At 66.0% G+C, this 26,387-nt stretch carries 25 protein-coding genes; 20 read left to right on the top strand and 5 right to left on the bottom strand.

The features are described from left to right. The first annotated feature begins 120 nt into the window (after positions 1 to 120). Entirely contained in the window at positions 121 to 525 is a 405-nt protein-coding gene (locus AC1DSD_RS17865) for a DUF2147 domain-containing protein (protein WP_478031977.1), read from the top strand. A gap of 92 nt (positions 526 to 617) precedes the next feature. Continuing rightward, entirely contained in the window at positions 618 to 1,445 is an 828-nt protein-coding gene (gene map / locus AC1DSD_RS17860) for a type I methionyl aminopeptidase (protein ID WP_478031976.1), read from the top strand. A 52-nt stretch (positions 1,446 to 1,497) separates the two neighbouring features. Here the strand turns inward: map and AC1DSD_RS17855 are convergent, their stop codons facing one another. Next, positions 1,498 to 2,772 carry a glutamate-5-semialdehyde dehydrogenase gene (locus AC1DSD_RS17855; protein WP_478031974.1) on the bottom strand — a complete coding sequence of 425 codons (1,275 nt, stop codon included), beginning with the start codon at positions 2,770 to 2,772 and terminating at the stop codon, positions 1,498 to 1,500. Between the two features lie 77 nt (positions 2,773 to 2,849). On the opposite strand from AC1DSD_RS17855, the gene AC1DSD_RS17850 reads away from it, so the two are divergent. After that, positions 2,850 to 3,929, top strand: coding sequence for a DUF3667 domain-containing protein (locus tag AC1DSD_RS17850; protein ID WP_478031973.1), 1,080 nt, complete (start codon positions 2,850 to 2,852; stop codon positions 3,927 to 3,929). Positions 3,930 to 3,983: 54 nt separating this feature from the next. Here AC1DSD_RS17850 and AC1DSD_RS17845 read toward each other — a convergent pair whose 3' ends face one another. Then, positions 3,984 to 4,658, bottom strand: coding sequence for a hypothetical protein (locus AC1DSD_RS17845; RefSeq protein ID WP_478031971.1), 675 nt, complete (start codon positions 4,656 to 4,658; stop codon positions 3,984 to 3,986). Positions 4,659 to 4,792: 134 nt separating this feature from the next. On the opposite strand from AC1DSD_RS17845, the gene AC1DSD_RS17840 reads away from it, so the two are divergent. Both AC1DSD_RS17840 and AC1DSD_RS17835 read left to right on the top strand, forming a co-directional pair. Next, entirely contained in the window at positions 4,793 to 5,395 is a 603-nt protein-coding gene (locus AC1DSD_RS17840) for an LmrA/YxaF family transcription factor (protein WP_478031969.1), read from the top strand. A 144-nt stretch (positions 5,396 to 5,539) separates the two neighbouring features. Continuing rightward, positions 5,540 to 5,920 carry a VOC family protein gene (locus tag AC1DSD_RS17835; RefSeq protein WP_478031968.1) on the top strand — a complete coding sequence of 127 codons (381 nt, stop codon included), beginning with the start codon at positions 5,540 to 5,542 and terminating at the stop codon, positions 5,918 to 5,920. 9 nt (positions 5,921 to 5,929) lie between these two features. Here the strand turns inward: AC1DSD_RS17835 and AC1DSD_RS17830 are convergent, their stop codons facing one another. Then, positions 5,930 to 6,082: a hypothetical protein gene (locus AC1DSD_RS17830; protein ID WP_478031966.1), complete on the bottom strand. Its 153-nt coding sequence runs from the start codon at positions 6,080 to 6,082 to the stop codon at positions 5,930 to 5,932. A gap of 77 nt (positions 6,083 to 6,159) precedes the next feature. Here AC1DSD_RS17830 and AC1DSD_RS17825 point away from each other — a divergent pair, with 77 nt between their 5' ends. From AC1DSD_RS17825 to AC1DSD_RS17755, 15 genes are all read left to right on the top strand, one after another. Continuing rightward, on the top strand, positions 6,160 to 6,894 hold the full coding sequence (locus AC1DSD_RS17825) for a prolipoprotein diacylglyceryl transferase family protein (RefSeq protein WP_478031965.1): 735 nt from the start codon (positions 6,160 to 6,162) through the stop codon (positions 6,892 to 6,894). Further along, entirely contained in the window at positions 6,839 to 8,296 is a 1,458-nt protein-coding gene (locus AC1DSD_RS17820; RefSeq protein ID WP_478031964.1) for a radical SAM protein, read from the top strand. The genes AC1DSD_RS17825 and AC1DSD_RS17820 overlap by 56 nt, the downstream gene beginning before the upstream one ends. Next, positions 8,293 to 8,529, top strand: coding sequence for a hypothetical protein (locus AC1DSD_RS17815; protein WP_478031963.1), 237 nt, complete (start codon positions 8,293 to 8,295; stop codon positions 8,527 to 8,529). Before AC1DSD_RS17820 ends, AC1DSD_RS17815 begins: the two co-directional genes overlap by 4 nt. An 83-nt stretch (positions 8,530 to 8,612) precedes the next feature. Continuing rightward, complete coding sequence (locus tag AC1DSD_RS17810; protein WP_478031962.1) at positions 8,613 to 10,889, top strand: bifunctional salicylyl-CoA 5-hydroxylase/oxidoreductase; 2,277 nt, start codon at positions 8,613 to 8,615, stop codon at positions 10,887 to 10,889. Next, positions 10,886 to 11,635: an SDR family NAD(P)-dependent oxidoreductase gene (locus tag AC1DSD_RS17805; RefSeq protein ID WP_478031960.1), complete on the top strand. Its 750-nt coding sequence runs from the start codon at positions 10,886 to 10,888 to the stop codon at positions 11,633 to 11,635. Before AC1DSD_RS17810 ends, AC1DSD_RS17805 begins: the two co-directional genes overlap by 4 nt. Then, positions 11,629 to 12,096, top strand: a complete 468-nt coding sequence (locus AC1DSD_RS17800) for a MarR family winged helix-turn-helix transcriptional regulator (RefSeq protein WP_478031958.1) — start codon at positions 11,629 to 11,631, stop codon at positions 12,094 to 12,096. The genes AC1DSD_RS17805 and AC1DSD_RS17800 overlap by 7 nt, the downstream gene beginning before the upstream one ends. Next, complete coding sequence (locus AC1DSD_RS17795; RefSeq protein WP_478031957.1) at positions 12,093 to 12,905, top strand: enoyl-CoA hydratase family protein; 813 nt, start codon at positions 12,093 to 12,095, stop codon at positions 12,903 to 12,905. Before AC1DSD_RS17800 ends, AC1DSD_RS17795 begins: the two co-directional genes overlap by 4 nt. Further along, entirely contained in the window at positions 12,905 to 14,554 is a 1,650-nt protein-coding gene (locus AC1DSD_RS17790) for an AMP-binding protein (protein ID WP_478031955.1), read from the top strand. Before AC1DSD_RS17795 ends, AC1DSD_RS17790 begins: the two co-directional genes overlap by 1 nt. Beyond that, a complete protein-coding gene (locus tag AC1DSD_RS17785) occupies positions 14,547 to 14,951 on the top strand; it encodes a RidA family protein (protein WP_478031953.1) in 405 nt (134 codons plus the stop codon). The genes AC1DSD_RS17790 and AC1DSD_RS17785 overlap by 8 nt, the downstream gene beginning before the upstream one ends. Before the next feature lie 87 nt (positions 14,952 to 15,038). Continuing rightward, positions 15,039 to 15,719 carry a response regulator transcription factor gene (locus AC1DSD_RS17780; protein ID WP_478031951.1) on the top strand — a complete coding sequence of 227 codons (681 nt, stop codon included), beginning with the start codon at positions 15,039 to 15,041 and terminating at the stop codon, positions 15,717 to 15,719. Then, positions 15,710 to 17,113 (top strand): sensor histidine kinase, encoded by a 1,404-nt coding sequence (locus AC1DSD_RS17775; RefSeq protein WP_478031950.1) that lies wholly within the window; start codon positions 15,710 to 15,712, stop codon positions 17,111 to 17,113. Before AC1DSD_RS17780 ends, AC1DSD_RS17775 begins: the two co-directional genes overlap by 10 nt. Positions 17,114 to 17,322: 209 nt before the next feature. After that, positions 17,323 to 18,057 (top strand): phosphatase PAP2 family protein, encoded by a 735-nt coding sequence (locus tag AC1DSD_RS17770; RefSeq protein ID WP_478031949.1) that lies wholly within the window; start codon positions 17,323 to 17,325, stop codon positions 18,055 to 18,057. Positions 18,058 to 18,083: 26 nt separating this feature from the next. Next, positions 18,084 to 20,618 carry a TonB-dependent receptor gene (locus tag AC1DSD_RS17765; RefSeq protein WP_478032036.1) on the top strand — a complete coding sequence of 845 codons (2,535 nt, stop codon included), beginning with the start codon at positions 18,084 to 18,086 and terminating at the stop codon, positions 20,616 to 20,618. Between the two features lie 333 nt (positions 20,619 to 20,951). Continuing rightward, a complete protein-coding gene (locus tag AC1DSD_RS17760; RefSeq protein WP_478031948.1) occupies positions 20,952 to 22,331 on the top strand; it encodes a glycoside hydrolase family 28 protein in 1,380 nt (459 codons plus the stop codon). A 217-nt stretch (positions 22,332 to 22,548) separates the two neighbouring features. Further along, complete coding sequence (locus tag AC1DSD_RS17755) at positions 22,549 to 23,328, top strand: helix-turn-helix domain-containing protein (RefSeq protein ID WP_478031947.1); 780 nt, start codon at positions 22,549 to 22,551, stop codon at positions 23,326 to 23,328. A 46-nt stretch (positions 23,329 to 23,374) separates the two neighbouring features. Here AC1DSD_RS17755 and AC1DSD_RS17750 read toward each other — a convergent pair whose 3' ends face one another. Further along, positions 23,375 to 24,589, bottom strand: coding sequence for a DUF1501 domain-containing protein (locus AC1DSD_RS17750; protein ID WP_478031946.1), 1,215 nt, complete (start codon positions 24,587 to 24,589; stop codon positions 23,375 to 23,377). A gap of 18 nt (positions 24,590 to 24,607) precedes the next feature. Beyond that, positions 24,608 to 26,221, bottom strand: coding sequence for a DUF1800 domain-containing protein (locus tag AC1DSD_RS17745; protein WP_478031945.1), 1,614 nt, complete (start codon positions 26,219 to 26,221; stop codon positions 24,608 to 24,610). Between the last annotated feature and the right edge of the window lie 166 nt (positions 26,222 to 26,387).

Here is a 26,387-nt window from a genome sequence, read left to right as displayed (position 1 = left end):
TGCTTACACCAAAGCGAGGGGCGGCGCACGGTCTAGCGGCGCCATCCTTGCGGGCGGCCTCTGGCGGATGTCGCCGCCGAAATTATATCGCAGCGGCAATCAACCAATTTGGAGTACCGGATGCCGCGCGCGATCCTGGCCGTCATTCTGAGCCTGCTGACCTTTTCCTTCGCCAATGCCGGCGAACAGGACGCCGCAATCGGCACATGGCGCAACCTTCGCGACACGATGCATATCGAGATCCGCCATTGCGGCGAGTCGGTGTGCGGCAAGGTCGTCTGGGCGAGCGATGAGGCGATTGCGGATGCCCGGCGCGGCGGCACGCACGACCTGATCGGCACCCAGGTCTTTCGCGACTTTCGACAGGATTCCGCGGGCAATTGGCGCGGCAAGGTATTCGTCCCGGATCTCAACAGGACGTTTTCCGGCACCATCGTGCTGGTCGACCACAATACGCTGAAGGGTGCGGGTTGCCTCGTCGGCCGCATCCTTTGCAAGTCGAAGGTGCTGGTCAGGATCGGTTAGCCGCCGCCTGGCCCTTACCTTGCGTCCGCCAATCCGCGGTCATACTCACGAACGATCGCGCTTCGGCGCCTGTTTGGACAGTAGAGACGTTGATGACCCACTATGTCGCCGCGGCGTCGAAAGGCGCCGACCGCCGCACCGGCGCGATCAAGCTCCATGGAGCCGAGGATTTCGCCGGCATGCGCAAGGCGGGGCAGGTGACAGCGTTGGTGCTCGACGCTCTTGCCGACATAGTGCAACCTGGCGTCAGCACCGAGGCGATCGACGTCTTCGCCCATGACGCGATCGTGGCCGTCGGGGCGGTTCCGGCGAATATCGGCTATCGCGGCTATGCCCATACCAGCTGCATTTCGATCAACCATGTCGTTTGCCACGGCATTCCCGGCGCGCGAACGCTGAAGGACGGCGATATCGTCAATATCGACCTGACCTCGATCGTCGATGGCTGGCACGGCGATTCCAGCCGCATGTACTTGGTCGGCGACGTGTCGGTGAAGGCGCGGCGACTGGTCGACGTCACCTACGAATGCCTGATGCGCGGGATCGAGCAGGCCAGACCGGGCAATCGGCTGGGCGATATCGGACATGCGATCCAGCAGCATGCCGAACGTCATCGCTATGGCGTCGTCCGGGATTTTGTCGGCCATGGCGTCGGCCGCGTCTATCACGACGCGCCCGATGTCCTGCATTATGGCCGGCCCGACACTGGCCCCGAACTGAGGCCTGGCATGATCTTCACCATCGAACCGATGATCAACGCCGGACGCCCCGACGTGAAGATGCTCGACGACGGTTGGACCGCGGTGACGCGCGACCGCTCGCTCTCGGCGCAGTTCGAACATTCGATCGGCATCACCGAAACCGGCTGCGAGATCTTCACCACCAGCCCGATGGGGCGTCACCGCCCGCCTTACGCGTGAGGTGATGGCTCGGCCCGATTAGTCCGACCGGCGATTGGCGATACCGCTCCGCTTATGGCCGGATCTGTCCGGTCCCTCGCCCGATCCATTTGTACGTCGTCAGTCCTTCGAGCGCGACGGGTCCACGCGCATGCAGTCGTCCCGTGGCGATGCCGATCTCGGCGCCCAATCCGAACTCGCCGCCATCGGCGAATTGGGTCGAGGCGTTCCACAGCACGATCGCGCTGTCGACCGCGGCCAGGAAGCGCTCGGCGACGGCTGCGTCCTCGGCGATGATCGCATCGGTATGGTGCGAACCGTGCGCGGCGATGAAGCTCAGCGCCTCGTCGACCCCACCGACCAAACGCGCGGAAGCGATCGCGTCGAGATATTCGGTATCCCAATCCTCGCTGCCCGCCGACACCACGCCGGGCACCAATTGCTTGAGCAACGGATCGCCGCGGACCTCGCACCCCGCCGCCTGCAGTTTCTGGATCAGCCGGCCGGCGTTGGGATAGTCGCGGTCGATCAGCAACGTCTCCATCGCGCCGCACACGCCGGTGCGGCGCATCTTGGCGTTGACGACGATGTCCTCGGCCATTGCCTGATCGGCCGAGGCGTGGACATAGATGTGGTTGATCCCGTCGAGATGCGCGAGCACCGGCACCCGCGCCTCTGCCTGAACGCGCGCGACCAGTCCCTTGCCGCCGCGCGGGACGATCATGTCGATCACGCCTTCGCCCGTCAGCATCGCGCCGACCGCGGCGCGGTCGGTCACCGGCACCAATTGCACGGCCTCGCCGGGAAGGCCGGCGGCCTCCAGCCCGCGGACCAGCGCCGCGTGGATCGCGCGATTGCTTTCGATCGCCTCGGACCCGCCGCGCAGGATCACCGCATTGCCCGATCCGATGCAGAGCGCCGCAGCGTCGGCGGTCACATTGGGCCGGCTTTCATAGATGATGCCGATCACGCCGATCGGCACGCGCACGCGCGCGAGCTTCAGGCCGTTGGGCCGCTCGATCTCGTCGATTATCTCGCCGACGGGGTCCTTGAGTGTCGCCACGGTGGCGACTCCGTCGGCGGTCGCGGCGACGCGCTCGGGCGTCAGCTTCAGCCGGTCGAGCAGCGCCGCCGACAGCCCGGCGGCAGTGCCGTTGGCCATGTCGATCTTGTTCGCGGCCAGGATGTCCGGCTCGGCATCGCGGATCGCCTGCGCCATGGCGTTCAGCGCGCGCGCCTTATCAGCGCTCGACAGCCCGGCGAGTACCAGGGCCGCGGATCGCGCATGCCGGCCCATCGACGCGATCAGCGCGACGGGATCGATTTCGATGTCGACGGTCGTTTCCATGGCGGGCCGATTATCACGCCGAAACCGGTCGCCAAAGCCCTATCGCCTTTCCTGCGGCCAATGCTATCCATCGCGCCATGAGCGGGGAATTTGCGGCAGCAGGCGATATCGCCACCGGGGCGCTGATCGGGCGTGCGGTCGAACCAAGCGCGGGCGAACACGGGGTCGGGGAGGGTGCGCACGGCGTCTGCCTCAATTGCGGCACCGCGCTGATCGGCTCGTTCTGTCATGCCTGTGGCCAGAACGGGCATGTCCACAAGACCCTGACCTCGATCGGGCACGACCTCCTTCACGGCGTGTTCCATTTCGAAGGCAAGGTGTGGCGCACCGTGCCGATGCTGGTCACGCGGCCCGGCGGGCTGACGCGGCGCTATATCGATGGCGAGCGCGCGCGCTTCGTGTCGCCGCTGGCGATGTTCCTGTTCTTCGTCTTCCTGATGTTCGCGACTTTCCATTCGCTGGAAAGCGGCACCAACTTCAACTTCGACAAAACGCCGGCGACCAAGGCCGAGAAACTGGCGAAGCTGGATGGAGAGATTGCCAGCACCCAGGCCAAGCTCGACCGCGCGCAACAGCGCGTCGCCCAGGGCAAGGCCGATGACGACGATCAGGGCGATATCGTCGGATATCAGGCGACGCTCAGCGGACTGCGGGTCGCGCGCACCAGCATCGCGGCGGGTCCCGAGCAGGGCCGCAAGGAGGCGGTGAACAACGTCAGCACCGGGTGGCCCGCGCTCGACAAGGGCATCCGCAAAGCCAACGAGAATCCCGAACTCGCGCTCTACAAGCTGCAGTCCTCGGCGTACAAATATAGCTGGGCGCTGATCCCGATCTCGGTGCCGTTCGTGGCGTTGCTGTTCCTGTGGCGGCGGCGCTTCAAGCTCTACGATCACGCCATCTTCGTGACCTATTCGCTGGCATTCATGATGTTGCTGGCGACGACCATCTCGCTGCTGATGACGATCGGCGCGCCGGCCTGGCTCTACGGCAATCTGATCGCGTTCGGGCCGCCGGTACACATCTTCTTCCAGCTGCGCGGCGCCTATCAGCTCAATTGGTTCTCGGCCCTGTGGCGCACCTTCGCGCTGCTGATCTTCGCCACGATCACGCTGACCTTGTTCGGGATCCTGCTGCTCGGGCTGGGGTTGATGGAATAGGGCCTGGCAGCCGCTGTCACTGTTCGTCCCTTCCGGAGCGACGGCCGGCGCCGGTTACGGCTGGCTTTCGATCAGCGTCATCAGGTCGCGCAGCGCGTCCGCCGGAAAGTCGATCGCCTCGATATGAGCTTCGCGCAGCGGTGGCGTGCCGTGGGTCTCCTCGGGAAAGCGCGCTATGCCCCAGGAATCGGCCTCGAACAGCGCGTGGTACGCTCCGTGCAGCGCGGCGCGATCTCCGTCGACGAACACATACGCCCCGGGCCGCTCGTGGATGTAGAAGGTCGTCATCATGATGACGCCGTGGCGTCCGGCACATTCGGCCAGCACGGGTATTGCGAGCAGCGGATTGGACGGCATCGGGTAATCGGCCTCGCGGCCGGGCGGCAGCGCGACGATCCGGTCGAACCGCTCGGCGATCCGTAGCGCGTCGATCATCGGGCAGTGTCCGCCCCGTTGCCCATCGGGCCGCGTAAGCTGCCCGCGCTGGGTCAGCGTCTCGGTGCCATGTTCCAGCATTTCGCGCCGGAACGAAGCGAAGCCCGGCAAGCCGCGCGCTTCCAGGAAGCGCACCTGCCTGGCCGCGTCGGTCAGGAAATCTTCGGGATACCCCCGTGCGCGCGCCGCGGCGATGACGTACCGATCGACCTCGTCGAGCGACAGGCGCACGTCGTTCGGCAGTGCCGGACGCCGCCTTTGCCTGTCCGAAAACATGATCTTGCGCTCGAACATGCCTTTAATCCGTGATGTCGCGGCAATGATGGACGCCGATAGTTAATCCTTCGCAAAGGTCGGGTGGCGCCTCGAACCGACCGGTTGCCCGGTATCTATCCTGGCGATATGGTCAGCAGAAAGGAAAGGGCGGCATGACTAGATCGAAAATCCGCACCAACGATCCGATCGGGTTGCGCAATCGCGTGCTCGACGTTGCGGCGCGATCGTTCCAGTCGTCGGGTTTCGCCGCGACCAGCACGCATGACCTGGTGCGCATGGCGGGGGTTACCGGCGGAGCGCTCCATCATCATTTCCCGACCAAGAAAGCGCTCGCGCTGGCGGTGATCGGCGAGCGGGTCGCGGCCGAATTGGGCGAAACCTGGGTGGCCACGGTCCGCGATGCGCCGAGCGCCGCCGCCGGCATCCTGCAGGCATTCGACACGGTCGCCGCCGCGCTCGATGCGCAGGGCTCCGTCTCGGGCTGCCCGCTCGGCAATCTCGCGCTCGAATTGTCGCTGGCCGATGCCGATCTACGCGATGCGCTGGCGAGCGAATATCGCGTCTGGCGCGACGCCATCGCCGACCGCATCCGCCGCGACCGTGCGGCGGGGGAGGCGCTCTATGCTCCCGATCCAGAGGCTTTCGCCAACGTCGTCATCGCCCTGTTTACGGGCGCGATGACCATCGCCAAGGCCGAACAGGATAGTACCGCGCTCAAGGCTGCGGCGGATCAGCTGCGGGCGATCATGCGATAGGGGCGAGCGGCGGAGATCGATAAGCTCCGTTTATCCGGATGCTCGCGACGTTGATTTGTAAACCACGGACAGCCATGCCTAAACTGCTCGCGATAATAGGGCAGAGGCGTCTGCCTGCCTCATGCCCGCATTGGAGATGTTGTCGTGCATAGATCGCGCATCAATGGCATTCTGATCGACTGCAACACGGACGATATCGACGCCGCCGCGCACTTCTGGGCGGAAGCGCTGGGCCGGCCGGTCGACCCCGATCATCCCGGTACGCGGGGCAATTACCGGATGCTGGCAACCCCGGAGGGCGAGATCAGCGTGCAGATTCAGCGCGTCGAGCATGACAGCCGGATCCATCTCGATATCGAAACCGACGACATTCCCGCCGAAGTCGAGCGTCTGCAGAAACTCGGCGCGACGATCGATAAGCAATTGGAGCGCTGGGTGGTGATGCGCGCGCCGAGCGGCCAGCGCTTTTGCGTGGTCCGCGTGCAGCGCGACGGGTTTTCGGACGACGCGATCAGTTGGGAGTAATGCCCCCTTCTAAGCCTTCAGCCAGACCACCGCACCGGCGATCAGCGCGATAGGCAGGACGCACATGATAACGGCGACTGCCCACGCCGCCGCACGCCCGAACCTGTCATCGACCTGGTGGATGAGAGTTTCGGCCAACGAGATGAAGACTATGTCTTCCATCAGACAACTATAGCGAGGGTCGTCGCGCCCGCAAATAGGGCTGGCTCTCTCGCCTCTTATGTCGATCATGCTACCCAATGCGCGTGATCCATGTCCTGACCGCGCCTTGGTACCATTATGTCGGCGATCTCGCTGCGTGGGTCGCGGCGTTCCTTGGTGCGCGGTGGGTCTATCGCCACCGTCGCGCCAGCGTTGATGGGCTCGCGAGTCAGACTGCTCCAGGCTATTTCGTCAACCTTGCGGTCGGGGGCGCGCTCGGTGCCTGGTTGCTGGGTTCGCTCAACACGCTTCGCGATACGCGCCCGGTCGTCTCGCATTCGATCGCCGGCGCGCTGGCGGGGGCGATCGTCGCGGTTGAGCTGTGGAAATGGGCGCGCGGGGTGCGCGGGTCGACCGGTGGGCCGTTCGTCATCCCGCTCGCGCTCGGCATCGTCGTCGGCCGCTGGGGGTGCCTGTTCGCGGGGTTAGGCGACCAGACTTATGGTGTGCCGACCGCGCTCCCCTGGGGAGTCGATCTTGGCGACGGCGTATCGCGCCACCCGGTCGAGATCTACGAATCGCTGGCGATGGCGCTGTTCCTCGCACTTTATTGGCGCGCGCTGGTCCGCCATCGCCGCTGGGCGGTCGAGCACGGCTTTCACGCCTTCGTCCTCTTCTATGCCGTCCAGCGATTTGCCTGGGAGTTCCTCAAGCCCTATCCAACATTGATCGGCCCGTTCAACGTGTTCCACTTCGTGATGATCGGACTCAGCGCCTATGCACTCCTCTGGATCGCTCGCGGACGCGCCGCTCCACTCCCCGCCCGACCGTAAGGCGGCGCCCTATATCTTCCACGGCCAGACCACGAGCCTGTGCGAGACCTGCCTCGAGACCGTGCCGGCCAAGGTCATCATCGAGGATGAGTGCGTCTATTACCTCAAGCGCTGCCGAACGCACGGCGTGCAAAAGACGCTGATCAGCGACGACCTGGCCTATTGGCGCTCGCAAAAGGACTGGCTCAAGCCCGGCGACCGCCCCTTGCATACCCAGACAAGGACCGAGGCCGGCTGCCCGTTCGATTGTGGTCTCTGCCCCGACCACGAACAGCATAGCTGCCTGGCGATCGTCGAGATCAATTCAGCCTGCAACCTCGCTTGCCCGGTCTGCTTCGCCGATGCCGAGGACATGCATGGAGGGCATCTGTCGCTCGAGGTGATCGAAGGGATGCTCGACGCGTTGGTCGAGAGCGAAGGCGAGCCGGATCTCGTTCAGCTGTCGGGCGGCGAGCCGACGCTTCACCCGCGCTTCTTCGACATTCTCGACGCGGTGAAGCGTCGCCCGATCCGCCACGTCATGATCAACACCAACGGCCTGCGGATCGCGCAGGAACCGGAATTCGTCGATCGGCTGGCCAGCTACGCGCCGCGGCTCGAAGTCTATCTTCAGTTCGACAGCCTCAATGACGACGCGCTGATGAACCTGCGCGGCGCGCGCCTCTCGCGCATCCGCCAGGCCGCACTCGAGCAGCTCGAGCGCGTCGGGCTGTCGACCACGCTCGTCGCGGTCGTGAAGCGCGGGGTCAACGATCAGGAAGTCGCCGCGATCGTCGACCATGCGCTCGACTGGTCGTGCGTGCGCGGGGTCACCTTTCAGCCGGTCCAGGATGCCGGGCGCAATGAAGGGTTCGACGCCAAGGCCAACCGCGTACTGCTGTCGCAGATCAGGCGCGAAGTGGCCAAGGCGGGTGTGTTCGGGATCGAGGACATGATCCCCTTGCCGTGCAATCCCGACCAGATCTGCATCGGCTACGGCCTGCGCGCCGGGCGCAGCGTGACGCCGATCACCTCGCTCTTGCCGCGCGAGCTGATCCTCAATGGCCCCAACACGATCAGCTACGAAGCCTATCCGGCGCTGCGTCAGGGCGTGCTCGACCTGCTCAGCCTCGCCACCACGCAATGCAATACCGAGGAGAAACTGGCCGGCGTGCTGTGCTGCTTGCCGCAGGCGCTGGTGCCCGAGCAGCTGGGCTATGCAAACAGCTTCCGCGTCGTCATCCTGCAATTCCTCGACCGCTACAATTTCGACCTGGCGACGGTGAAGCGCAGCTGCGTCCATTTCGTCACGCCGAACAAACAGATCATTCCGTTCGACACCTACAACACTTTCTACCGCCCGGGCGCGGAAGGCGCCGCGGTCGTGGCTAGGGCACGGCAAGACGCAAGGAGGGATCGATGAGAGGGTTGTTCGGCGGCCTGCTGCTCGGCGTCGGTATCCTGATCATGACGTGCAGCGGGCTGTGCTCGCTGGTGGTCGTGTTCATGGGGTTCAGCGAAGCGATGCGCGATCCCTCGATCATCATGCTCCCGTTGGTCGTCGGCGGCGTCCCGTTCGCGATCGGCTTCGGCCTGTTCTGGTGGGGACGGTGGTTGTTGCGCACCGATCCATCGAGGACGCCGCCGGAGCCGTAAGCGGCGTTTACCGGCGAATATTTTATACTTGAAACTTTTGCCCGACAGGCCGACCCTCCCGCGATAATCAGGCGAGGAGTCGAATGCGGATCGCGATTGTCGGCGGGGGCCCGGCGGGACTCTATTTCGCGATCAGCATGAAGCTGCGCGATGCGCGCCACGACGTGACCTTGTTCGAGCGCAATCGCGCCGACGATACATTCGGCTGGGGCGTCGTCCTGTCCGAAGAGACGCTCCAGAACCTCGCCGCCAACGATCCGGTCAGCGCCGAAGCGATCCGCGCGCATTTCGCGTACTGGGACGATGTCGCGGTGGTGCATCGCGGCACCCGCACTGTCTCGACCGGGCACGGTTTTTGCGGAATCGGACGGCGGCAATTGCTGTTGTTGCTGCAGGAGCGCGCGCGCGGCCTGGGTGTCGAGCTCGAGTTCGAGAGCGAGGTAGCCGATGTCGCCGCGCTGGCGGCCAACTACGACCTGGTGGTTGCCGCCGACGGGCTCAATTCGCGCGTCCGCGAAGCGTTCGCTGACACGTTCCGCCCCGACGTCCAGCTCTATGCCAACAAGTTCGTCTGGCTCGGCACGCACCAGACGTTCGGCCAGGCCTTCACCTTCATCTTCGAGCCGACCGAGCATGGCTGGATGTGGGCGCATGCCTATCAATTCGAGCCCGGCACCGCGACCTTCATCGTCGAATGCTCGGCCGAGACCTGGGCGCGTGCGGGGTTCGGCGACATGAACCGCGAGCAATCGATCGCGGCATGCGAGAAAGTGTTCGCCGCGCATCTCGGCGGCCATTCGCTCATGTCCAATGCCGGCCATTTGCGTGGTTCGGCCTGGATCAGCTTCCCGCGCGTGCTGTGCGAGACGTGGCGCCGCGGCAACATCGTGCTGATGGGCGATGCCGCGGCGAGCGCGCATTTCTCGATCGGCTCGGGGACCAAGCTCGCGCTCGAAAGCGCGGTGGCGCTGGCCGACCAACTCCATGCCGATCGCGCGCTCGACGACGCGCTGGTGCGCTATGAGGACGCGCGGCGGATCGAAGTGCTGCGGCTGCAATCGGCGGCGCGCAACTCGGCCGAATGGTTCGAGGAAGTCGAACGCTATCTCGACCTCGACCCGGTGCAGTTCACTTATTCGCTGCTCACCCGCTCGCAGCGCATCAGCCACGAGAATCTCCGCCTGCGCGACCATGCCTGGCTCGGCGCTGCCGAAGGCTGGTTCCAGCAACAGGCCGGCGCCGGCAACGCCCCGCGCGCGCCGATGTTCGCGCCGTTCACGCTCCGCGGCATGACGCTCGTCAACCGCGTCGTGGTCTCGCCGATGGCGCAGTATAAGGCCGTCGACGGCTGCCCGACCGACTGGCATTTCGCGCACTACGCCGAGCGCGCGAAAGGCGGCGCGGGGCTGGTCTATACCGAGATGACCTGCGTTAGCGCCGACGGACGGATCACGCCGGGCTGCCCCGGTTTCTACGCCCCCGAGCATGAGGCGGCGTGGAAGCGGCTGGTCGATTTCGTCCACGCGGAGACCGAGGCGAAGATCTGCGCCCAGCTCGGCCATTCGGGCGCCAAGGGCTCGACCCAATTGGGCTGGGAGGAAATGGACGCGCCGTTGGCGTCGGGCAATTGGCCGGTGATCGCGGCATCGGCGATCCCCTGGTCGCCCGCCAACCAGGTCCCCAAGGCGATGGACCGCGCCGACATGGACGCGGTGCGCGACCAGTTCGTCGCCGCCGCGCGCATGGCTGGCCGCGCCGGGTTCGACATGATCGAGCTCCACATGGCGCACGGCTATCTGCTGTCGAGCTTCATCACCCCGCTGACCAACCGCCGCGACGACGACTATGGCGGCAGCCTCGACAACCGCATGCGTTTCCCGCTGGAAGTGTTCGCCGCGGTGCGCGCCGAATGGCCGCAGGACAAACCCATCTCGGTGCGCATCTCGGCGAGCGACTGGGTCGGGGAGGATGGCGTGACGCCGCAGGAAGCGGTGGCGATCGCGCGGATGCTGAAGGCGGCGGGGGTCGATATCGTCGACGTTTCGGCCGGCCAGACCTCGCTCCAGGCACGCCCGGTTTATGGCCGCATGTTCCAGACGCCGTTCTCCGACCGTATCCGCAATGAGGTGGGCATCGCGACGATGGCGGTCGGCAACATCTATTCGCCCGACCACGTCAATTCGATCCTGATGGCGGGGCGTGCCGATCTCGTCTGTCTGGCGCGGCCGCACCTCGCCGATCCCTATTGGACGCTCCACGCCGCCGCGCGGCTCGGCGACCAGGGAACGCGCTGGCCCGACCCGTATCTCGCCGGGCGCGACCAGCTCTATCGCCTTGCTGAGCGCGGAGAAATGTCATGACGATCGCAGGAAGGCATGCGCTGGTCACCGGCGGCGGCAGCGGGATCGGCCGCGCGATCGCGCTGGCGCTGGCCGAAGCGGGCGTCGAGGTGACGATCTGCGGCCGCCGTCAGGACGCGCTCGACGCGGTCGAGCATCCGCGTATCCATGGCGTGGCCGCCGACGTCACTGACCCGGCCTCGATCGCCGCACTGTACGAGACCGCGCCACTGGCGCGCGGGCCGTTCGATATCGTCATCGCCAATGCCGGTGCCGCGATGAGTGCGCCCGCCGCGCGGGTGACGCTGGACGACTGGCAGGCAAGCCTCGCGGTCAATCTCACCGGCGCGTTCCTTTCGGTCCAGCCGGCGATCGCGCCGATGACCAAGGCTGGCAGGGGCCGAATCGTGTTCATCGCCTCGACCGCCGGCTTGAGGGGCTATGCCTATGTCGCGCCTTATGTCGCGGCCAAGCACGGCGTGGTCGGGCTGATGCGCGCGCTCGCCGCCGAGACCGCGAAGAGCGGCGTCACCGTCAATGCGGTATGCCCGGGCTTTGCCGAGACCGAAATGCTGACGCGGTCGCTCGATGCGATCACTGCCAAGACCGGGCGGTCGGAGGAGGAGGCGCGCGCCGCGCTCGCCAATCCGCAGGGCCGTTTCGTCACGCCCGAGGAAGTCGCCGCCGCCGTGCTGTGGCTGGTCAGCGATGGTGCCGGATCGGTCACCGGCCAGGCGATTTCGGTGTCGGGCGGCGAGACATGGTGAGCGCGGTCGCCCGCGTCGCCGACGACGACCGCGCGCGGCTTCGGCTGTGGCTGCGCCTGTTGCGCACGACGCGCGCGATCGAGCGCGAATTGCGCGAACGCCTTGCCAATGTGTTCGACACCACCTTGCCGCGCTTCGACGTCATGGCCGCGCTCGACCGCGCGCCCGAGGGAATGATGATGGGCGAATTGTCGCGCTTCCTGCTCGTCTCCAACGGCAACGTCACCGGGATCGTCGAGCGCCTCGTCGCCGACGGATTGGTTGTACGCAGCCATCGCGACGGTGACCGCCGCGCCGCGATCGTGCGGCTGAGCGATGCCGGCCGCACCGCCTTCGCCGCGATGGCCGCGGCGCATGCGCGCTGGATCGACGAATTGCTCGGCCCGATCGACCCCGATGCCGCGCGCGACCTCAGCACCACGCTCGCCACGTTCCGCAGCCAATGGGAGAATGACGCATGACCGCGATGGCGGAGTTGAAGCCGGCGCATTTCCGCTGGGACGTGGCCGATCGCATCGCGCGCATCCGGCTCGACAATCCGGCGCGCAAGAACCCGCTGACCTTCGACAGCTATGCCGAATTGCGCGACACGTTCCGGTCGCTGGTCGATGCCGACGATGTCGACGCCGTGGTGATCCTGCCCAATGGCGGCAATTTCTGTTCGGGCGGCGACGTCCACGACATTATCGGCCCGCTGGTGGGCATGGACATGAAGGGCCTGCTCCGCTTCACCCGGATGACCGGCGATCTGGTCAAGGCGATGATTGGCTGTGGCAAGCCGGTGATCGCCGCGGTCGACGGCGTCGCGGTCGGCGCCGGGGCGATCATGGCGATGGCGAGCGACCTGCGCCTGGCCACGCCCGCGGCCAAGACCGCGTTCCTGTTCACCCGCGTCGGGCTCGCCGGCTGCGACATGGGCGCGTGCGCGATGCTGCCGCGGATCATCGGCCAGGGTCGCGCCGCCGATCTGCTCTATACCGGCCGCACGATGAGCGCCGAGGAAGGCGAGCGCTGGGGCTTCTACAACCGGCTCGTTGCCGCAGATGCACTCGAGGACGAAGCGCTGGCGCTCGCCGCGCGCATCGTCGCCGGACCGACCTTCGCGCACGGTATCACCAAGACCCAGCTCAACCAGGAATGGTCGATGGGGCTCGACCAGGCGATTGAGGCGGAGGCACAAGCACAGGCGATCTGCATGCAGACGCGCGACTTCGAACGCGCCTATCGCGCCTTCGTCGCCAAACAGCAGCCGGTGTTCGAGGGCAACTGATGGCGCTCGGCCCCACCGGTCATGTCGACGGCTTCGCTCGCGCCAATCTGCCGCCGCCCGAGCAATGGCCCGATCTGTTGCTCGACGGGTTCGATTATCCAGATTGGCTCAATGCCGGGGTCGAATTGTGCGATGCCCAGGTCGTCGCCGGGCATGGCGACCGCGTCGCGCTGATCGGCAATGGGCGCGCGCGGACGTACAAAGAGCTCGCCGACTGGTCGAACCGGATCGCGCATGCGTTGGTCGAGGATTATGGCGTCGTGCCGGGCCATCGCGTGCTGATCCGCGGCCCCAACAACCCGGCGATGGTCGCCTGCTGGCTCGCCGCGACCAAGGCGGGCGCGGTGGTGGTCAACACCATGCCGATGCTGCGTGCCGCCGAGCTCGCCAAGATCGTCGACAAGGCGGAAGTGAGCCTGGCGCTGTGCGATACGCGTGCGCTCGACGAACTCGTCGCCTGCGCCAAGGGAAGCAAGTTCTTGAACAAGGTGATCGGCTTCGACGGCACCGCCAACCACGATGCCGAGCTCGACCGCGCCGCTTTGTCCAAGTCGGTGCGCTTCGACGCGGTGCGCACCGGGCGCGACGACGTCGCCTTGCTCGGCTTCACTTCGGGCACCACCGGCGAGCCCAAGGCGACGATGCATTTCCACCGCGACCTGCTGATCATCGCCGACGGCTATGCCCGCGAAGTGCTGGGAGTCACGCCAGACGACATCTTCGTCGGCTCGCCGCCGCTCGCTTTCACCTTCGGACTTGGCGGTCTCGCGATCTTCCCGTTGCGCTTCGGGGCGGCCGCCGCTCTCCTCGAACAGGCGTCGCCCGCCAATATGGTCGAGCTGATCGAGCGCCACCGCGCGACGATCAGCTTCACCGCGCCGACCGCCTATCGCGCGATGATGGCGGCGATGGAGGAAGGTGCCGATCTATCCTCATTGCGGCTCGCGGTGTCCGCGGGCGAGACCTTGCCCGCGCCGGTCTATGAGGAATGGGCGCGGCGCACCGGCAAGCCGATCCTCGACGGCATCGGTTCGACCGAATTGCTCCACATCTTCATCACCAACCGGGTCGACGATCGCGCGCCGGGCGCGACCGGCCGCGCGGTCGGCGGCTATGAAGCGCGGATCGTCGACGATGCGATGCGCGATGTGCCGGTGGGCGAAGTCGGCCGCCTCGCGGTGCGTGGCCCCACAGGCTGCCGCTACCTCGCCGACTCGCGCCAGCGCGATTACGTTCGCGACGGCTGGAATTTGACCGGTGACAGCTTCCGCCAGGACGAGGACGGCCGCTACCATTTCGCCGCGCGCTCGGACGATATGATCGTCTCGGCCGGCTATAATATCGCCGGGCCGGAGGTTGAGGCGGCGCTGCTCGCGCATCCGATGGTGCGTGAGTGCGCGGTGATCGGCGCGCCCGATCCCGACCGCGGCCAGATCGTCGAGGCGCATGTCGTGCTGATCGAGGACGCCGCGCCCGACGCGCGCACCGTCAAATTGCTGCAGGATCACGTCAAGGCAGTGATCGCCCCGTACAAATATCCGCGCGCGATCCGCTTCGTCGACGCTTTGCCCAAGACCGCGACGGGCAAGATCCAGCGCTTCCGGCTGCGCCAGGCCGCCGCCGCTTCGCGAAAGGCCGATCATGCATGACATATTGCAGCCCGCCGGTTGGGCGCCCCCGCTCGGCTATGCCAATGGCATCGCGGCGGAAGGGCGGCTGATCGCCGTCGGCGGTCAGATCGGGTGGAACGCCGAGCAGCAATTCGACAGCGACGACCTGGTCGATCAGGTGCGCCAGACGCTGGCCAATGTGGTCGCGGTGCTCGCCGCCGGCGGCGCCGTGCCCGAACATCTCGTCTCGCTGACCTGGTATGTCACCGATATCGAGGACTATGCCGCGCGCCAGAAGGACATCGGCCGCGCCTATCGCGACACGATCGGCAGGCACTTCCCCGCCATGGCGCTGGTCCAGGTCGTCCGCCTGGTCGAACCACGAGCCAAGGTCGAGATCCAGGCGATGGCAGTGGTGCCAAGCGACCCGGCCTAACGTCGGAGCGACCGCAAACCGTCACTGTGCTGACATCGGCCTGTCACATGGCGGACGCAACGAAGGATCCGGACGACGGAGACGGGCGTGCGCTTCCTGATAGTCGAGGACGATCCGGTGATCGCCGAGCACATTGTTGCCGGACTGGGCCTGCATGGCCACGAGACGACGCTCGCCCAGACCGGGTCGGAGGCGATCCTGATGCTCGACCGGCGGCCGCACGACGCCATCGTCCTCGATCGCCTGTTGCCCGACATCAATGGCCTGTCGGTGATCGATCATGTCCGGCGCCAGGGCAATGCGGTCCCGGTCCTGATGCTGAGCGCATTGGGCTCGGTCAAGGATCGGATCGAGGGGCTCGAGGTCGGCGCCGACGATTATCTGGCCAAGCCGTTCGACATGGACGAGCTCGCCGCGCGGCTGAGCGCGATCGCGCGCCGCAACGTATCCCGGCCAGAAGGATCGCCGCTCCAGGTCGGCCGGCTCGAACTCGACCCGAGCAGTCACCGCGCGCGCTACCGCGACACTTCGGCCGCGCTCAACCGCAAGCAATATTCGCTGCTCGCCCATCTGATGCGCAATACCGATCGCCTCGTCACCCGGTCGATGCTGCTCGAAAGTGTCTGGGCCTATTCCTTCTCGCCGACCACCAACATCGTCGAGAGCAATATGAGCAGGCTGCGCACCGCGTTGCTGGGCCTCGGCTGCGACCCGATCGAGACCCAGCGCGGCGCCGGCTATATCTTGCGGTCGGATCGGTGCGCTTGATCCCGCGCGCGTTGTCGCGGTCGCCGCGTGTCGGCCGGCTCGCGATCCAGTTCGGTATGGCGTTCGCGATCGCGATGCTCGCGGTCGGCATGATCGGATTCAGCGCGGCGGATTCCTGGGTGTCGAGCCGCATCGACGCGTCGTTGCGCTATCACACCGCCAAATATCTCCAACCGGTCGACGGCCGTGGCGCGGACGATGCCGCGGTGGCGGCCAAGATCCTCGATTGGCAGCGCCGCAAGGTGCTCAGCGAGCGGACCTATGTACTGTTCGGCCGCGATGGCGCGCGGATCGCGGGACGGCTCGACATCGGGCCGCTGCCGCCGGGCTTTTCCGATGTCCGTTTTCTCGGCGGCGGCCGCAATTATCAGGAAGGGCGCGCGCTCGCGACGCGGCTACCGAGCGGCAGCTTGCTGGTGATCGTCCAGCATAGCGAAGCGGCGGCCAGCCTCCACGCGCTCTTGCCTGGCGTAGTGCTGGCAATCTCGCTCGTCGCGCTGGTGATGGGGGTATCGGCGACCTTCCTGTTCGCGCGGCTGACGGCGAATCGGCTCGCGGAGACGCAGAGCACGGCGGACGCCATCGCTGCGGGCGACCTCAGCCGGCGCATTCCCACCGACCGGCTCGACGGCATGTTCGCGGTCCAGGCCGACAGCCTCAACCGCATGATCGACCGGATGGAGGAACTGGTCCGCGCCCAGCGCCTGTTCTCGAGCAACCTCGCGCACGATTTGCGCACGCCGCTGACCCGTTTGCGCGGCACGCTCGCGCGCGGTGTCGCCGATGGCGACCCGGCCCTGTCGGGCACGTTCGAGCGGGCCGAACGCGAATGCGCGTCGATCATCGCGATCTTCGACGCGTTGTTGCGCCTCGCCGAGATCGAGACCGGCCGGCATCCTTCGGCGATGGCCGCGCTGTCGCTCCGGCCGCTGATCGAGGATGTCGCCGACACGATGGACCCGGTGATCGCCGATCGCGGCGGCACGCTCGAAGTCGGGCGGCTCGACGACGTTTCGATCACCGGCGATTCGGACCTGATCAACCAGTTGCTGATCAACCTGCTCGAAAATGTAGCCACGCACACGCCCGCTGGGACGCGCGCGCGGCTGTCGCTCGAACGCGATGCCGATGGCGCGGTGATCACGATCCGCGACGATGGGCCGGGCCTGGCCGCCGCCGACCTGGTACGGGTGACTCGCCCGTTCGAGCGCGGGGCGAGCGCGTCGGCCGCGCGGGGCAGCGGGCTCGGGCTCGCCATCGCGCAGGCGATCGTCCGCTTCCACCACGGGCGGATCGACCTGGCCGACGCCGCGCCAGGGCTCGAGGTGCGCGTGCGCATCCCCGCCAACGATTCGCCCGGCCCCCTCGCCGACGCCGGCGCTGCGGCTGCCTGATCCATATTGTCGTTGGCGCTGGTCCGATTTGACACCGGAGATGTGACAAGCCGGTGATGGCAAAATTCTAAGTTTGCAATGTTGCCACTTTCGACCCGGTCGCGGGCCGCAGAGTCACGGAACCGTCATCACGCGCACCTAGCGGCCGCTCATGACGTCGGCGCTTTCGGGCACCGTCGGTCCCAGGGGTGACAACGAAGGAAGCAGTGATGATCGCCAGATATTGGGTGCCGTCCGCGCTCGCGGCGGGCCTAGCCGTGTCGTGCGTCCAGGCGAGCCCGTTGCCGCCGCAAATGGCTGCAGCGCCCGCCGCCGCCGAGAAGGACGCCACGCCGCCGCTGCTCGACCCCACCGAATTCGCGCCTGACCGCACCTTCGCGCCCCCGCCGCCACGCAATTCGCGGCTCGAAGCGCTCGAGCTCCAGCGGGTGAAAGCGTTGCGTGCCGCCGCCTCGCCCGAGCGCCTCGCCCAGGCCGAGCGCGACGGCGAAACTGAAAATCCCACCGCGTTCGATCAGGCGGCGGGGCGCGACCTCGCCGAGCTTCCCGCGACGTACGCGCTGCTCACGCGGATCCAGCGCGAAACCAACCGCGTAGTCAGCGCGGGCAAAGACTATTTTCGGCGGCTGAGGCCTTATGGTGTCGACCCGCAGATGGCGCATTGCGGCAAGGGGAAGGTCGCCGATCGCGGCTATCCCAGCGGCCATGGCGGCATGGCCTGGTCGGTCGGCTGGGCGCTCGCCCGGCTGATGCCCGACCGCGCGCCCGCCATCATCGCGCGGGCGCAGGATTATTCGCTCAGCCGCGAAATTTGCGGCGTCCACTTCCAGTCCGATCTGGAAGCCAGCCACGGCGTCGCGGTGATGATCGCCGACCGCCTGCTCGCCGATCCGCGCCTGGCCGATCAGGTCGCCGCCGCGCGCCGCGAACTCGCCCGACCGTAACCGACCTATTTGCCGAACTGGGGATGATGATGAACCGACGTGTTTTCCGTGCCACCTTGCTCGCGGCCGCCGCGACCGGCGCCTTCCTGCTTCCCGCGGCCGCGATCGCAGGCCCCGATGCCGCCGCGCCCGTGGCCAAGGATGCCAATGCCAACGCACCCGCCAAGGACGCGTCGACCCCCGCTGCCGACGACCAGTCGACCAGTGCCAACCAGAAGGGGCAGGCCAACGACAAGCAGTCGCTGACCTCCTCCGACATCATCGTCACCGGGTCGCGCGCCGCCGAAAGCGCGCCGATCACCGCGTCGCTTACCACCACCCAGCCGCAATCGGCGGTCAGCCGCGATTATATCGACAATGCGACCGCGACTTCGGACTTCAACGAGCTGATCGCGCTGACTCCGGGCGTGTCGATCTCGGGTGCCGGCAACGGCTATGGCCTGGGCGAGACCAAGGCGACGATCCGCGGGTTCCAGGATGGCGAATATAACGTCACTTACGATTCGATCCCCTTCGCCGATACCAACAATCCGACCCACCATTCGACCTCGTTCTTCCCGTCGAACACGATCGAGACCGTCGTCGTCGACCGCGGTCCGGGCAATGCCAGCCAGCTCGGTCAGGCCAGCTTCGGCGGCAACATCAACATGTATTCGCGCGGCGTGAAGGACCAGATGGGCGGCCAGGTCGAGGCGATCCTGGGCAATTGGAACACCTTCGTCGCCCGCGCCGAGCTCCAATCGGGCAAGATCGACAGCCTGGGCGGCACGCGTATCGTGCTGACCGGCCAGTATCTGCGCTCCGACGGCGCGCTGACCTATTCGCCGGTCGGCTCGAAGAACCTCTATGCCAAGGCGGTGGTGCCGATCGGCAGCGCCAACACGCTGACCATCATGAGTACGTGGAACCGCAACCATTATTATCAGTCGGACGTGCTGAAAGGTGCGACCTGCGGCAGCGCGCAAAAGGGTTACACGACCGTCGATCCCGTCACCGGAAAGACGGTAACCTTCGCCAATGCGGCCCTCGGCGCCGACGGCCAGCCGCTGTCCCAATTGACCGGGGAGAATTGCTCGACCGCTTCGAACGTCGGAGTCTATGGCCGCAATTACGGCCTGGGCAACGATCCGACGCAGCAGGATTACTGGAAGTACAACCGCACCGACAAGACCACCGATTTCTCCTACCTGCGGCTGCAGAGCGATCTCGGATCGGGGTTCTCGATGGACAACCGTGCGTACATGTACGGCTACACCAACAATACCTGGTCGGGAAATACCGGCAATGTCGTCACCGGCTTCTCCGGCGCGGGCACGCCCGCCTCGCCATACAAGGCGGTGGCGGGGCCGGCGACCGACATCCTCGGCTATAGCAAGATGAACAAATATCGCGTGTTCGGCTATATCGGCCAGCTCAACTACGATTTCTCGATGGGCAAAATTCGCGTCGGCGGCTGGTATGAATATGCCGTCACCGACCGCCACAATATCGATTTCGATCTCACGACGGGCCAACCGAGCTATAATGAGAAAGCCAATCTCGGCACCCCCGCGACGAGCGCGCTGCCTCCGACGACACTTGCCAACATCGGCTACGTCCAGCATTCGACATGGAACCAGTATCAGCTGTTCGCCGAATTCGAATTCCGGCCGATCGCCAGCCTGTCGATCACCCCAGGCGTCAAATACGTGCATTTCAACCGCTCGATCGATGCCGCGGTCAACCAGAAGTCGCGCCTGCCGCTCGATACCTCGGCGACCTGGACCAAGACGCTGCCGTTCCTGACGGTCAATTGGCAGGCGATGACCAACTGGTCGTTCTACGCGCAATATGCCCAAGGCATGTACGTCCCCGATCTGTCGAGTTTCTATTCGTCCTCGGGCCAGCTTTCGACCGCGCTCGATAGCCTCAAGCCGCAGACCACGACCAATTATCAAATCGGCACCGTGTGGCACGGCAGCAAGTTCTCGGTCGACGCCGACGGTTATATCATCAACGTCAACAACAAGATCGGCACCTGCACCACGGTCGGCTGCGACACGACCCTGCTCGTGAATATCGGCCAGGTCCGGTACAAGGGCGTCGAGGGCCAGGTCAGCTATATGCCGCTCACCGGCCTGACTCTGTTCGCCAACGGATCGTACAATTATGCGCGTAGCGTTTCGACCGGGGCGCAGATCGCCAAGGCGCCATTCTCCACCGCGGCGGCGGGGTTCATCTATCGCAACGGCGGCTTCCGCCTGTCGTTCAATCAGAAATATACCGGTCCGCAATATGCCACCGAGTTCAACGGCAACCCGAACCTGCGGCTGTATCGCATCAAGCCCTATAGCATCGGCGATTTCGCGATCAGCCAGGAGATCGGCAGGAACCTGCGGCTGGGCGTAACCGTCAACAACGTGTTCAACAGCCGCGCTGTCACCGCGATCGCCAACAGCTCGTCGGGCGCGCCGACCGTCACGATCAACGGCACCAGCTATCAGAGCGGCTATGGTCAGCTCGACCAGTTCAATTACCTGCCACCGCGCTCGTTCCAGGTCTCGGCGCGGCTGAAGTTCTGATCGCGCGCCAGCGCCCTGCGGCCGGCCGTGCAAAAAGAGCCGGCAAGCAAAAAGATCGGCACGCCGCGCCGCGCCTCCGGTCTTTTCCGGACTGCAGCCGGCTGGTAAGGTCAGGTAGATCGAGGGTCGGTCAGTTGCCCGGGTACTCGCGGCTGTGGGGGCACGCGAGATGGGCGGACCAGTCACGATCGGTCGGCGCGGGGTCGCATCCGCTGCTCACTGGGCGTTGCTCATTGGGCGTCCCCAGTTCGGGCGCGCCGACCGACACGTATAGGGTCCGGGCGCGGCGACGGCCAAGGTCGTTGCGCACTGCCCGGCAGAGGGTGGGGTTTGATGGTCAATCGCCGCGCGGTCGTCGCGGGATCTCTGGCATTTGCCGCCGCGGCGCGCGCCGGGATCGGCCGTGCCGCCGATCCTCGCTCCGATCCGCGCGATATCGCCCGCGACGATTGGGCTCCGGTCGACGCGATCGTCGCGCGGATGCGGGCGCCGGTCTTCCCCGCCGTCACCTTCTCGATTCTCGATCACGGCGCCAGGCATGGCACCCCGGCGCACCTCGCCGTCCAGGCGGCGATCGATGCCTGCGCGGCGGCGGGCGGCGGCCGCGTGCTCGTCCCGGCGGGGGTGTGGCGGATCAACGGCGCGATCCATCTCCGCTCCAATGTCGATCTTCATCTCGATCGCGACGCCGTGCTCCGTTTCGGCAAACCGGGGGAGATCGTGCTGCCGATCGTCCTCACCCGCTGGGAAGGGATCGAGGTCTATAATTACTCGCCGCTGATCTACGCGCGCGATTGCACTAATGTCGCGATCACCGGACAGGGCGTGTGCGACGGCCAGGGCGGGCAGGGCTTCTTCCAATGGCGCCCGCACCAGGATCGCGACAAGGCGGCGCTGCGCGACATGGGCGAGGCCGGCACGCCGGTCGCCGATCGTCGCTTCGGTCCCGGCCATTTCCTGCGTCCGGCCTTCGTCCAGTTCTTCCGCTGTACCAATGTGCTGATCGACGGGCCGAAATTCGTCGATTCGCCGTTCTGGACGATCCACCCGGTCTATTCGACCAATGTCATCGTGCGCAACGTCACGGTGATCAGCCACCACCTCAATTCGGACGGCTGTGACCCCGATTCGTGCCAGGACGTGCTGATCGAACATTGCCGCTTCGACGTTTCCGATGACTGTATCGCGATCAAATCGGGCCGCGACCAGGACGGCTGGCGGGTCGGTCGGCCGACCCGTAACGTCGTCATCCGCGATTGCCAGATGTCGACCCATATCGCCGGCGCGATCGCGATCGGCAGCGAGATGTCGGGCGGCGCGTCCAACATCTTCGCCGAACGGCTGGAAGTCCACCACGCCAAGCAGGCGCTGTACTTCAAGGCCAATCTCGACCGCGGCGGCACCATCGCCCAGGTCCGCGTGCGCGATGTGAAGGTGCGCGACAGCGACACGCTGATCGATTTCACCACCGCCTATCACCATAGCCGCGGCGGCAACGCGCCCCCGACCTACAAGCAATTCACCGTCGAGCGCGTCGATTGCCACAATACTGGCCGCGCGCTGCGCATCGTCGGCGTGGAAGCGGCGCCGGTCGAGGACGTGCTGATCCGCGACGTGACGGTCGGCAAAGCGCGCGAGCGGAACGTGATCGCGCATACCCGGGACCTGCGGCTCGACGGCGTGCGGGTGAATGGACAGGTGTTGGTGGCCTAGAGTTTGTTTCAGCAAAGCTGAAACGGTAGCGGTGCCGGCCCTCTCCCCCACCCGACCTCCCAATCAGGGTATTCTATGGGAGGCCGGGTGGGGGAGAGGGCCGGCACCGATTCAGCGAAGCTGAAAAAGACTCTAGGCGATTGCCGGACTGGCGTCGCTGAAGGTACGAATTTTTCGGGGTAGCTGCGACCCTATACCCGGCTTAGGCCGGTGAGATATGAACATGGCGGTGAAAGACGGCTTTGGCGCCCTGACCGAGAAGGAAAAGCAGACCCTTCGCCTGATCGTCCGCGGTCACGACGCCAAATCGGTTGCGCGCAGCCTTGGCCTGTCGGTCCACACGATCAACGAACGACTACGCGACGCGCGCCGCAAGATGGCGGTGTCCAGCAGCCGCGAAGCCGCGCGCTTGTTGTTCGAATCCGAGGGCGGCGCGTCCGCCTCACCGACCCCCGATTTGTTGGGGGACGCAAGAATCGGGGAAGCCACGAGCCGCGTTGGCGTGGATCAGGAAGGGGCGCCGAACAGCGGCGCGGGGCGGGTCACCCGCCATCCCTGGATCGTCATCGGAGTGCTGCTCATGACCTTTGCTCTCGGACTATTGGCGTTTGTCGCTTTGCCTCAGGCCGCGTCGCCCCCGCTGGCGCCAATTGCCGCCGACACGAAGTCCAATGCGGACGTCATGGACGCGACGCGGCAATGGCTGGCGCTGGTCGATCAGGACCGCTGGGCCGACAGTTATCGGATAACCGGCGCCTCCTTCCGCAAGATGAACACCGTGCAGGTCTGGACCGACGTGTCCGAAAAGATGCGCGCCTCCCTCGGCGCGGTGATGTCGCGGACGTTTCTCAGCGAGGAGTATCTCCCCGCGCCACCTTATGGCTATGAGGTCGTAAAGTTCCGAGCCCGCTATGCCAACAAGGCCGACGCGGTGGAGACAGTCACGCTCGTGCGCGAGGACGGCGCCTGGCACGTGGTGGGCATGATCATCGAGTGAGGGAGAGGCGGCGCCCAGAACCCGCGCCGCCGAACCCGCCCCGATTTCAGATGAGCAGCAAGTCGACTGGTTTGGCCGCCGGGAATACCGTGCCAAGCCGGTCGCCGGCCAGGCCATATTGCCGCGCCGCGAGCCCGCCGATCATCGAGCGGTAATCGGTCAGGACGGGAAGGTCGCGGCCCTGGTTGAGTGTCGCTTGCGACAGCGCGACCTGGGGGCCCGCCATGCGCCCGCCATTCACGCCGCCGCCCATCACCCAATAGATGCTGCCATGACCGTGATCGGTGCCTTTATCGCCATTCTCGTGAAAGGTGCGGCCGAATTCGGATACGACCACGACCGTCGTGTTTCGCCAGGCATCGGGGCCAATCTCATCGGCAAAGCCGGCAAGGCCGCGCCCCAATTCGCCGATATGCGTCGCCAGATAGCCTTGTGCGCCGCCCTGATTGACATGCGTATCCCACCCGCCGACATCGACAAAGGCGAGGTTGAACTGGTCGCGCATCAGCCGCCCGATCCGCCGCGCCGATAATTCGAAGCCCTTGGGACTGACCGCGCCGCGGCTCGCCTGTTTCATTTCCTCGTCGACCGTCTTGAACACGGTGTCGCGCACCTGAAACCCCGCGGCGACCGAGCTGCCGAGATCGTTCGTCCCGCTATGCTGCCCCTTGTACATGGCGGTGATCAAAGCGGCGTCCTTGGGCGGCACGGCGGGCTTCGATCCGACTGCCGCCAGGGCAACGTTCGGAATCACCGGCCCGCCGCGAAAGCATAATGGCAGCTGATCGGTGAACGAGATCGGCTTGTCCTGGCCGAGCGCCGCGGCGAGCCGCGCCATGAAACCGGAATTGTAATTGCGATGGCCGCCGATCGGCTGGCCGAGCTCGATCGTGTCCTGGGTCTCGAAATGGCTGCGGCTCATATCGTCGGTGCCGACAAAGGGCACGAAGGCGATCTGCTTCTTCTGCCACAGCGGATAGATCGAGTCCTTGAGCGCCGGGTGCAGGCTCCAATCGGCGTCGAGCGCGATCGGCGCGTCGGCGTCGGCCGGATCGGGCTTGCCGAGCGCGATCGTTGGGCGCGAGGCGTGATAGAAATCGCTCCCGGTCGGCGCGATGACATTCGCGGCGTCGTAAGCCCCGCGCAGGAACACGACGAGCATCCGGCTGCCCGCTTGCGGCGCGGCGAAGGCGCGCCCGGCGACGATTAGCGGAGCCAGCGCGGCGGCACCGGCGATAAGGTCACGGCGATCGAGCAACATAAGCCTTCTCCGTTAGCGTCAGCGATGCATGAATTCGGGCGACGACAGGAACAGCGCATTCCATTCCTGCGGCGAACTTGCCTGGGTCAGCGCCGTCCTGGTCTGCCCGGCCAGCGCCGGTGCGATGGCGCTGTAGTAAGCGGCATTCTGCAGCTTGGGGAGCGCCGGTATCGGAACAGCCGGCGGCGCCGGCGAAGCGGTGAGGGGAGTGGTGGCGGTCGCCATGTCCGACGCCATCGGACCGGCCATCGCTGGCGCCGATGCCCCGCTTATCCCCACGGCAGCCACAGCGGCAGGCGGAGCGGGAGGCTTGAACAGCCCAGCCGCGCCGCCGCCGATCTGCCGCGCGATCTCGAACCGCACCGACATCTGGCCGGGTCCGGTCCAGGCGGCCGAGGCCATCGGATAACCATCGGGCGTTTCGCGCGCGTACAGGCCCTGGCCCATGCGGTTGAGCCAGCCGATGATCGGCTGCGCGTTCACGATCACCTTGTCGCCGTACATCAGGCGCACCGACGAAACCGCATAATGGACCGGGTCCTTGAACACGGTACCGAGCGATTGCCGGAATTCGGGCGCGCGGATCATCGTGCGCAACACTTGCGCGATATCGCCGTCGCTCTTTTGCCAGGTCGCGGTCATGCGGTCGACCACGGCAGCAGGCGGATTGTCGCCCATGAAATAGGTCGCGAGCTGTTCCGAGACATGGTGCGCGGTGGCCGGCGACTGCGCGATCAGGTCGAGCGCTTCCTCCACCTCGCCAAAGCCGCTGCCCTTGATCGTGTGGCCAAGGAATTGCTTGTCGCCGAAATCGTGGCGGTTGGGATTGAACTCGAACAGCCCGGCGCGGACGTAGAGCGGCTGGCGCTGCGGGCTGAGCTTGGGCGCGTTGGGGCTGAGGTCGACGCCCACGCCGGTCAGGATCCGCGCCAGTTCCTGCACATCCTTTTGCGTATAGCCCGACCCGACGCCCATCGAGTGAAGCTCCATGATCTCGCGCGCATAATTCTCGTTGATATGGTTTGCCGCGTTCTGATCGTTGTCGAGATAGCGCAACATCGCCGGATGCTTCAGCGTCGCTTCCAGCAGGTCGCGGAACTTGCCCAGCGAATGGTCGCGGATCGTGTCCTCGTAATCGCCTACCATCGCGCGGATGTCGCGCTTCTGCGCCTGGACGTTGAAATGGTTGAACCAGAACCAGGTCAGCTGCTCGCGCAATTGGTCGGGCGCGTAGAGATCGCGCAGCAACGACCGCGTCGCCGCTTCACTGGCGAGCGCGTTCATGTCCTGCTGATACGCCTTGCGCGCGGCGTCGCGCTGGGCGGGGTCGGTGAGCTTGTTGGCATAGCGGCTCGCCGCATCCTGCTCGACCACCAAAGCCGCCAGTGGCTTACGGCTGATCCTCATCGCCGCGATCTGGGCGGCGGCCTCGGGCGGCAAAGTATCGTCGGGATGTTTGAGCTGGGCGTCGAGCCAGCGGCTGCTGCCGGCCTTTTCGCGCGCGTCGTCCGCCGCGGACGCCCCCCAGGTCAGGCGGTTCACCCAGGCAGCCGTCTCTTGCGCCGGCGGGGCGGCCAGCGCGGGCGTGGCGAGTGTCGCTAACAGCAGAACGGAGACGGAGCGTGCGCGCATATCGGCCATCCTTCGGGAGTCCACTACGCTTCAGATCCTGAACCGCTCCTGTCGTCGACGAATAATCGTCGTTTTTAATCGACTTGCCATGATTGGCTGAGGGAGGGCGCGGCCAAGCTGCGGCGGCCGCGACAGCTGCGTCATTGCGCCTGCCGCTCATCGCCCC

The organism is Sphingomonas sp. P4_D12, from assembly GCF_056401895.1.
This window is presented reverse-complemented; position numbering and strand designations above follow the sequence as displayed.

Coding starts and splice junctions, on each gene's coding strand:
- AC1DSD_RS17865 (WP_478031977.1), top strand. CDS start 121: ATGCCGCGCGCGATCCTGGCCGTCATTCTGAGCCTGCTGACCTTTTCC.
- AC1DSD_RS17845 (WP_478031971.1), bottom strand. CDS start 4,658: ATGTTCGAGCGCAAGATCATGTTTTCGGACAGGCAAAGGCGGCGTCCG.
- AC1DSD_RS17800 (WP_478031958.1), top strand. CDS start 11,629: ATGGTGAGCGCGGTCGCCCGCGTCGCCGACGACGACCGCGCGCGGCTT.
- AC1DSD_RS17815 (WP_478031963.1), top strand. CDS start 8,293: ATGAGAGGGTTGTTCGGCGGCCTGCTGCTCGGCGTCGGTATCCTGATC.
- AC1DSD_RS17795 (WP_478031957.1), top strand. CDS start 12,093: ATGACCGCGATGGCGGAGTTGAAGCCGGCGCATTTCCGCTGGGACGTG.
- AC1DSD_RS17745 (WP_478031945.1), bottom strand. CDS start 26,221: ATGCGCGCACGCTCCGTCTCCGTTCTGCTGTTAGCGACACTCGCCACG.
- AC1DSD_RS17750 (WP_478031946.1), bottom strand. CDS start 24,589: ATGTTGCTCGATCGCCGTGACCTTATCGCCGGTGCCGCCGCGCTGGCT.
- AC1DSD_RS17785 (WP_478031953.1), top strand. CDS start 14,547: ATGCATGACATATTGCAGCCCGCCGGTTGGGCGCCCCCGCTCGGCTAT.
- AC1DSD_RS17770 (WP_478031949.1), top strand. CDS start 17,323: ATGATCGCCAGATATTGGGTGCCGTCCGCGCTCGCGGCGGGCCTAGCC.
- AC1DSD_RS17830 (WP_478031966.1), bottom strand. CDS start 6,082: ATGGAAGACATAGTCTTCATCTCGTTGGCCGAAACTCTCATCCACCAG.
- AC1DSD_RS17760 (WP_478031948.1), top strand. CDS start 20,952: ATGGTCAATCGCCGCGCGGTCGTCGCGGGATCTCTGGCATTTGCCGCC.
- AC1DSD_RS17820 (WP_478031964.1), top strand. CDS start 6,839: ATGCACTCCTCTGGATCGCTCGCGGACGCGCCGCTCCACTCCCCGCCC.
- map (WP_478031976.1), top strand. CDS start 618: ATGACCCACTATGTCGCCGCGGCGTCGAAAGGCGCCGACCGCCGCACC.
- AC1DSD_RS17825 (WP_478031965.1), top strand. CDS start 6,160: ATGCGCGTGATCCATGTCCTGACCGCGCCTTGGTACCATTATGTCGGC.
- AC1DSD_RS17810 (WP_478031962.1), top strand. CDS start 8,613: ATGCGGATCGCGATTGTCGGCGGGGGCCCGGCGGGACTCTATTTCGCG.
- AC1DSD_RS17805 (WP_478031960.1), top strand. CDS start 10,886: ATGACGATCGCAGGAAGGCATGCGCTGGTCACCGGCGGCGGCAGCGGG.
- AC1DSD_RS17755 (WP_478031947.1), top strand. CDS start 22,549: ATGAACATGGCGGTGAAAGACGGCTTTGGCGCCCTGACCGAGAAGGAA.
- AC1DSD_RS17840 (WP_478031969.1), top strand. CDS start 4,793: ATGACTAGATCGAAAATCCGCACCAACGATCCGATCGGGTTGCGCAAT.
- AC1DSD_RS17790 (WP_478031955.1), top strand. CDS start 12,905: ATGGCGCTCGGCCCCACCGGTCATGTCGACGGCTTCGCTCGCGCCAAT.
- AC1DSD_RS17855 (WP_478031974.1), bottom strand. CDS start 2,772: ATGGAAACGACCGTCGACATCGAAATCGATCCCGTCGCGCTGATCGCG.
- AC1DSD_RS17850 (WP_478031973.1), top strand. CDS start 2,850: ATGAGCGGGGAATTTGCGGCAGCAGGCGATATCGCCACCGGGGCGCTG.
- AC1DSD_RS17765 (WP_478032036.1), top strand. CDS start 18,084: ATGATGAACCGACGTGTTTTCCGTGCCACCTTGCTCGCGGCCGCCGCG.